We start from the raw sequence: 7,448 nt of genomic DNA, 5'->3' as shown, positions 1-7,448 counted from the left end.
AGCCAAGGCTGCCGCGAAGGCGGCCAGGGAAGCCGCTGCCGCGGCACCGGCTGCGGCGCCAGCCGCCGTCGTGTCTCAGGCGCCCGCCGCGCCGGCGCCTTCCGGCCCGGTCGCGCCTTCGAAATCCAGCAAGCCGAAGACCGATGCGCCCGAGACCAGCCCGGCGCTGACGACGCCGTCGCCGGTGAAAGTCTCGCCCGCCGCCGAGAAGGCTGCGAGCGTCAGGGCGCCACGCCATTCGGCGGCCAACGCCAACCAGGCCTCTCCGGAAGTCGAAGCGGTTTCGAAGCCGCGCAGCGGGCCGATTGCCAAGGCCGAACCGGCTTCCGCCTTCAAGTCGCCGGAAGCCAAGCAGCCCGCCGCCAAGGCAGATGCCAGATCAAAGACGGGCAAGCCCTCGCTCGAGGACAGGAACCGTCCGGCCGGCATCGAGCGCCCGGCAGCTGTCGACGATCTCAAGCTGATCTCCGGCGTCGGTCCGAAGATCGAAGGCACCTTGCATTCGCTTGGCATCTACACCTTCGCGCAGGTCGCCTCGTGGAAGAAGGCAGAGCGCGAATGGGTCGACGGCTATCTCAATTTCCGTGGCCGCATCGAGCGCGACGACTGGGTGAAGCAGGCCAAGGCGCTCGCCAAGGGAGGCGTCGCCGAGTACATCCGCGTCTTCGGCAAGAAGCCGGTCTGAGGGACGAGAAATGCTTCAGGACAAAGACCGCATCTTCACCAACATCTACGGCTTGTTCGACAAGTCGTTGGCCGGAGCGCAGGCGCGCGGCCTCTGGGACGACACGCCGGGCCTCATCGCCAAGGGGCGCGACTGGATCATCAACGAGATGAAGGCAAGCGGCCTGCGCGGCCGCGGCGGCGCCGGTTTCCCGACCGGCCTGAAATGGTCGTTCATGCCCAAGCAGAGCGACGGCCGCCCGAGCTATCTCGTCATCAATGCCGACGAATCCGAGCCTGGCACCTGCAAGGACCGCGACATCCTGCGCAATGACCCGCACACGCTGGTCGAGGGCGCGCTGGTCGCCGGCTTCGCCATGGGCGCGATCGCCGCCTACATCTATGTGCGCGGCGAGTTCATCCGCGAGCGCGAGGCGCTGCAGCGCGCCATCGACGAGGCTTACGCGGCCAAGCTCATCGGCAAGAACAACACATCCGGCTACGACTTCGACGTCTACATGCACCATGGCGCCGGCGCCTATATCTGCGGCGAGGAGACGGCGCTGCTCGAAAGCCTCGAAGGCAAGAAGGGCCAGCCGCGGCTGAAGCCGCCATTCCCGGCCAATGTCGGCCTTTATGGTTGCCCGACGACCGTCAACAACGTCGAATCGATCGCCGTGGCACCGACCATCCTGCGCCGCGGCGCTGCCTGGTTCTCGTCTTTCGGCCGGCCGAACAATGCCGGCACCAAGCTGTTCTGCGTCTCCGGTCACGTCAACAATCCGTGCACCTTCGAAGAGGCGATGTCGATCCCGTTCCGCGAGCTGATCGAGACGCATTGCGGCGGCATTCGCGGCGGCTGGGACAATCTGCTCGCGGTCATCCCGGGCGGCGCTTCGGTGCCGCTGGTTCCGGCCGAGCAGATCATCGACGCGCCGATGGATTTCGACGCGCTGCGCGACCTCAAATCCGGCCTCGGCACGGCGGCTGTCATCGTCATGGACAAGTCGACCGACGTGGTGAAGGCGATCGCCAGGCTGTCCTACTTCTACAAGCATGAAAGCTGCGGCCAGTGCACGCCGTGCCGCGAAGGCACTGGCTGGATGTGGCGGGTGATGGAGCGGCTGGTGCGCGGCGAGGCGCAGAAGCGCGAGATCGACATGCTGCTCGACGTCACCAAGCAGGTCGAGGGCCACACGATCTGCGCGCTGGGCGACGCAGCGGCCTGGCCCATCCAGGGCCTGATGCGGCATTTCCGCGGCGAGGTGGAACGCCGCATCGACGAGTTTTCGCGCAACGCGCACCGGGTCGAGCCGGTCATGGTGGCGGCGGAATAGAATTTGTGAAGACGGGCGTTGCCCGGGACGGAAAAGCAGGGGCGGGCGTACGAAGAAACGACCAGGAGATGTCTATGGCGCCGTATTCGATAGCCTACCCGCTGATGCCCTATTTGGACCAACTCGAGAAGATGAACCAGGATCTGACCAAGATGATGCCGAGCGAGATGGCCAGCGCCGTCAACCTCATGGCGCATCCCGTCGCGGGTGCGGCGGCGATGTCGGCGCTCGGCATCGGTCTTGCCAACCACGCGCTTGGCGTCTGGATGGGCGCGGTCTCCGGCGCGATCGAAGCCTCGCAGCGCATGTTCCAGCCGTTTCTCGACGATCTCGAGGCGCGGACGGAAGCCGCCAACAACTCGTCCAAGGCGCGCAAGGCGGCCGAGACGCTGATCGCCGAGGCGCAGACTTTCGCCAGGGACGTGACCGACATCGCGGCTAACGCCACCGAGAAGGCCCTCGACGCGACAGGCACCGACACGGTTGCCGAAGCGGCCGCGACCGGGCTGATGCCGGAAGACTTCCGGCAGCCGAAGGCGATCGACAAGCCGGCGAAGCCATCTGACCTGAAGGCGATTTCCGGCATCGGGCCGAAGCTCGAGAAAGTGCTGAACGGCCTCGGCATCTGGACCTATGGCCAGATCGCCGCCTGGACGTCGGAAGAGATCGCCTGGGTCGAGGATTACCTGTCGCTCGCCGGCCGTATCGGTCGCGACGACTGGGCTGCCCAGGCGGCGGCGCTGGCCGCGAAGAAGTGAAATGAAATGCCGGGCGCGGCATCAGTCGCGCCCGGAAAGAGAGATTGCGGGAAATCCGCGAGGGTTCGAGGCGAATGGCAAAGCTCAAGGTCGACGGGAAAGAGATTACGGTACCCGACCACTACACGCTGCTGCAGGCGGCCGAGGACGCCGGCGCGGAAGTGCCGCGCTTCTGCTTCCACGAGCGGCTGTCGATCGCCGGCAACTGCCGTATGTGCCTGATCGAGGTGAAGGGCGGTCCGCCCAAGCCGCAAGCCTCCTGCGCCATGGGTGTGCGCGACCTGCGCCCCGGCCCGAATGGCGAGCCGCCGGAGATCTTCACCAACACGCCGATGGTCAAGAAGGCCCGCGAAGGCGTGATGGAGTTCCTGCTGATCAACCATCCGCTGGATTGCCCGATCTGCGACCAGGGCGGCGAGTGCGACCTGCAGGACCAGGCGATGGCCTTCGGCGTCGATTCGTCGCGCTATCACGAGAACAAGCGCGCGGTCGAAGACAAATATATCGGCCCGCTGGTCAAGACGGTGATGAACCGCTGCATCCATTGCACGCGCTGCGTCCGCTTCACCACCGAGGTCGCCGGCATTTCCGAGCTTGGCCTGATCGGCCGCGGCGAGGATGCCGAGATCACCACCTATCTCGAGCAGGCGATGACGTCCGAGCTGCAGGGCAACGTCATCGATCTCTGCCCGGTCGGCGCGCTGACCTCCAAGCCGTTCGCCTTCCAGGCGCGGCCATGGGAGCTCACCAAGACGGAATCGATCGATGTCATGGACGCCGTCGGCTCGGCGATCCGCGTCGACTCCCGGGGCCGTGAAGTGATGCGCATCCTGCCGCGCGTCAACGAAGCGGTGAACGAGGAGTGGATCTCCGACAAGACCCGCTTCATCTGGGATGGCCTGCGCACGCAGCGCCTCGATCGCCCCTATGTGCGTAAGAACGGCAAGCTCGTCCCGGCAAGCTGGGCAGAAGCGTTTGTAGCCATCAAGGACGAGGTTTCGAAGACGGCGCCCGAGCGGATCGGGGCGATTGCCGGCGACCTCGCTGCGGTCGAGGAAATCTACGCGCTCAAGCTTCTGATGGCAGCGCTCGGCTCGAAGAACATCGACTGCCGCCAGGATGGCGCAGCGCTCGATCCGTCGCTCGGCCGCGCCAGCTACATCTTCAACCCGACCATCGAGGGCATCGAGCAGGCCGACGCGGTGCTGATCATCGGCGCCAATCCCCGCTTCGAGGCCTCGGTGCTCAACGCGCGCATCCGCAAGCGCTGGCGCGTCGGCAATCTGCCGATCGGCGTCATCGGAGAGATCGGTGACACGCGCTACGACTACGAACTGCTCGGCGCCGGCCCCGAATCGCTGAAGGACCTGGCCGACGGCAACGGCAAGTTCTTCGAGGTGCTGAAGAAGGCGACGCATCCGCTGATCATCGTCGGCCAGGGCGCGCTGGCGCGCGCCGATGGCGCGGCGGTGCTCGGCCAGGCGGCCAAGCTCGCCACGGCCGTTGAGGCCGTGACGGCCGACTGGAACGGCTTCGCGGTGCTCCACAACGCCGCGGCCAGAGTCGGCGGCCTCGATGTCGGCTTCGTGCCGGGCGAGGGCGGCAAGAACGTCGCCGGCATGCTCGGCGAGACGGATCTTCTGTTCCTGCTTGGCGCCGACGAGATCGATATGGCCAAGACCGGCGGCGCCTTCGTCGTCTATATCGGCACGCATGGCGATGCCGGCGCGCACCGCGCCAACGTCATCCTGCCGGGCGCGGCCTATACCGAAAAGTCGGGCACCTATGTCAACACGGAAGGCCGCGTGCAGCAGACCAACCGTGCCGGCTTCGCGCCGGGCGAGGCGCGCGAGGACTGGGCGATCCTGAGGGCGCTTTCGGACGTGCTCGGCAAGAAGCTGCCGTTCGATTCGCTGGCGCAGCTGCGCGCCAAGCTCTATGGCGAGCACCCGCATCTCGCCCGTATCGATCAGGTTCTGCCCGGCAGCGCCGACGACATCGCCAAGGCGGCGAAGCTCAGCGGCCGGCTGAACAAGGGCACCTTCACCTCGCCGGTGAAGGATTTTTATCTGACCAACCCGATCGCGCGGGCCTCGGCCGTGATGGCCGAATGCTCGGCGCTGGCCAAGAGCGGCTTCAAGCAGGCGGCGGAATAAGCATGGACACCTTCTTCTCCTTCTACGTGCTGCCGGCGCTGCTGATCCTTCTGAAATCGGTGGCGCTGATCGTCGTTCTTCTGATCTTCGTGGCCTATGTGCTCTATGCCGACCGCAAGATCTGGGCGGCGGTGCAACTGCGCCGCGGCCCGAACGTCGTAGGCCCCTGGGGAACGCTGCAGGCCTTCGCCGACCTTTTGAAATTCGTGTTCAAGGAGCCGGTGATCCCGTCCGGCGCCAACAAGGGCGTCTTCCTGCTCGCGCCGCTGGTGTCGGCGGTGCTGGCGATCTCGGCCTGGGCCGTTATTCCGGTCAATGAGGGCTGGGCGATCGCCAACATCAATGTCGGCATCCTCTATGTCTTCGCCATCTCCTCGCTCGAAGTCTATGGCGTGATCATGGGCGGCTGGGCGTCCAACTCGAAATATCCGTTCCTCGGCGCGTTGCGCTCGGCCGCGCAGATGGTGTCCTACGAGGTCTCGATCGGCTTCGTCATCGTCACCGTTCTGCTCACAGTCGGCTCGCTCAACCTCTCCGACATCGTGCTGGCGCAACAGGATGGGCTGGGCACGCGGCTCGGCCTGCCCAACACCTTCCTCGACTGGCACTGGCTGTCGCTGTTCCCGATGTTCATCGTCTTCTTCATCTCGGCGCTGGCCGAGACGAACCGTCCGCCGTTCGATCTGGTGGAGGCGGAATCGGAACTCGTCGCCGGCCACATGGTTGAATATTCGTCGACGCCGTTCCTGCTCTTCTTCCTGGGCGAGTACGTCGCCGTCGTTCTGATGTGCGCACTGGCCACCATCCTCTTCCTCGGCGGCTGGCTGCCACCGTTCAACTTCGCGCCCTTCACCTGGGTGCCGGGATTGATCTGGTTCGTGCTCAAGGTCTGCCTGGTGTTCTTCATGTTCTCGATGGTGAAGGCGTTCGTGCCGCGCTACCGCTACGACCAGCTGATGCGGCTGGGCTGGAAGGTCTTCCTGCCGATCTCGCTGTTCATGGTGGTAGCCACCGCCGCCTTCCTCAAGATCACGGGATTTGCGTGATGTCCGCTCTTGCCCAAGCCGCAAAGGCCCTGCTGCTGAAGGATTTCGTCAGCGCTTTCTTCCTGTCGATGCGCCAGTTCGTGGCGCCGAAGGAGACGATCAACTATCCGCACGAGAAGGGGCCGACCAGCCCGCGCTTTCGTGGCGAACACGCGCTGCGCCGCTATCCCAACGGCGAGGAACGCTGCATCGCCTGCAAGCTCTGCGAAGCGATCTGCCCGGCGCAGGCGATCACCATCGAGGCCGGCCCGCGCCGCAACGACGGCACGCGCCGCACCGTGCGCTACGACATCGACATGGTGAAGTGCATCTATTGCGGTTTCTGCCAGGAAGCCTGCCCGGTCGACGCGATCGTCGAGGGGCCGAATTTCGAATTCGCGACCGAGACGCGCGAGGAGCTTTACTACAACAAGGAAAAGCTGCTCGCGAACGGCGATCGCTGGGAGCGGGAACTGGCGCGCAACATCGCGCTGGACGCGCCCTATCGCTGACATTTGACGCATGGACGGGGCGAAGAGCCTCGTCTAATGGAACACCAACTTTGCCAGCCGGAGGCGGCGGCGATATCGAGCAGGGGCGCTAAGCCCAGTGTTCGGACAGGAACCCGGGGGAACCCCATGCTGAGTGGACTAGAGGCGGTCTTTTTCTACCTCTTCGCCTTTATTGCCGTGGCGTCGGCCTTCATGGTCATTTCGTCGCGCAACCCCGTGCATTCGGTGCTGTTCCTGATCCTCACCTTCTTCAATGCCGCGGGCCTGTTCATGCTGACCGGCGCCGAGTTCCTGGCGATGATCCTGCTCGTCGTCTATGTCGGCGCGGTGATGGTGCTGTTCCTGTTCGTCGTCATGATGCTCGACGTCGACTTTGCCGAGATGAAGCAGGGCGCGCTGCAATACGCGCCGATCGGCGCGCTGGTCGGGCTGATCCTGGCGGCTGAGCTGATCATCGTGCTCGGCGGCTACAGCTTCGCGCCTGAGCTTGCCTCGACGGTGGCGAAGGCAACGCCGGACCTCGCCACGCGCTCCAACACGGCCGCGCTCGGCGACATCCTCTACACGGACTACCTCTATTACTTCCAGATCGCCGGCCTCGTGCTCCTGGTCGCCATGATCGGCGCTATCGTGCTGACGCTGCGCCACAAGCCTGGCGTCAAGCGGCAGTCGATCGCTGCCCAGGTCGGCCGCACGCCGGCGACGGGCATGGAAATCCGCAAGGTCAAGTCGGGCGAGGGTATCTGAGATGGTCGTCGGCATCGCGCATTATCTGACCGTATCGGCGATCCTGTTCACGCTCGGCGTGTTCGGCATCTTTTTGAACCGCCGCAACATCATCGTCATCCTGATGTCGATCGAGCTGATCCTGCTCGCGGTCAACATCAACTTCGTCGCCTTCTCGGCGGCGATGCATGACCTCGTCGGACAGGTGTTCGCCCTGTTCGTGCTGACGGTCGCGGCAGCACGAACAGGGCGAACACCTGTCCGACGAGGT

Annotated in this window: 7 protein-coding genes and 1 pseudogene; all 8 read left to right on the top strand. The window is 65.0% G+C overall.

The window, feature by feature from the left end; genetic code table 11:
* Window positions 1-685, top strand: a pseudogene (locus EOA38_RS22345) (NADH-quinone oxidoreductase subunit E); the annotation flags it as partial.
* Between the two features lie 10 nt (window positions 686-695).
* A complete protein-coding gene (gene nuoF, locus EOA38_RS22340) occupies window positions 696-2,000 on the top strand; it encodes an NADH-quinone oxidoreductase subunit NuoF (protein WP_127300272.1) in 1,305 nt (434 codons plus the stop codon).
* Between the two features lie 74 nt (window positions 2,001-2,074).
* Window positions 2,075-2,758 carry an NADH-ubiquinone dehydrogenase gene (locus EOA38_RS22335; protein WP_126093206.1) on the top strand — a complete coding sequence of 228 codons (684 nt, stop codon included), beginning with the start codon at window positions 2,075-2,077 and terminating at the stop codon, window positions 2,756-2,758.
* A 74-nt stretch (window positions 2,759-2,832) separates the two neighbouring features.
* Window positions 2,833-4,914: an NADH-quinone oxidoreductase subunit NuoG gene (nuoG, locus tag EOA38_RS22330; RefSeq protein ID WP_127300271.1), complete on the top strand. Its 2,082-nt coding sequence runs from the start codon at window positions 2,833-2,835 to the stop codon at window positions 4,912-4,914.
* Between the two features lie 2 nt (window positions 4,915-4,916).
* The gene (gene nuoH / locus EOA38_RS22325) at window positions 4,917-5,960 is read left to right on the top strand and encodes an NADH-quinone oxidoreductase subunit NuoH (protein WP_126093208.1); all 1,044 of its coding nucleotides are present in this window, start codon (window positions 4,917-4,919) and stop codon (window positions 5,958-5,960) included.
* A complete protein-coding gene (nuoI, locus tag EOA38_RS22320) occupies window positions 5,960-6,451 on the top strand; it encodes an NADH-quinone oxidoreductase subunit NuoI (protein ID WP_066998784.1) in 492 nt (163 codons plus the stop codon). The genes nuoH and nuoI overlap by 1 nt, the downstream gene beginning before the upstream one ends.
* A 126-nt stretch (window positions 6,452-6,577) precedes the next feature.
* On the top strand, window positions 6,578-7,198 hold the full coding sequence (locus EOA38_RS22315) for an NADH-quinone oxidoreductase subunit J (RefSeq protein ID WP_126093209.1): 621 nt from the start codon (window positions 6,578-6,580) through the stop codon (window positions 7,196-7,198).
* Between the two features lies 1 nt (window position 7,199).
* The coding region (gene nuoK / locus EOA38_RS22310; protein WP_127300270.1) for an NADH-quinone oxidoreductase subunit NuoK at window positions 7,200-7,448 on the top strand (249 nt) is incomplete at its 3' end.

The organism is Mesorhizobium sp. M1E.F.Ca.ET.041.01.1.1 (assembly GCF_003997355.1).
Lineage (GTDB): Bacteria > Pseudomonadota > Alphaproteobacteria > Rhizobiales > Rhizobiaceae > Mesorhizobium.
This window is presented reverse-complemented; position numbering and strand designations above follow the sequence as displayed.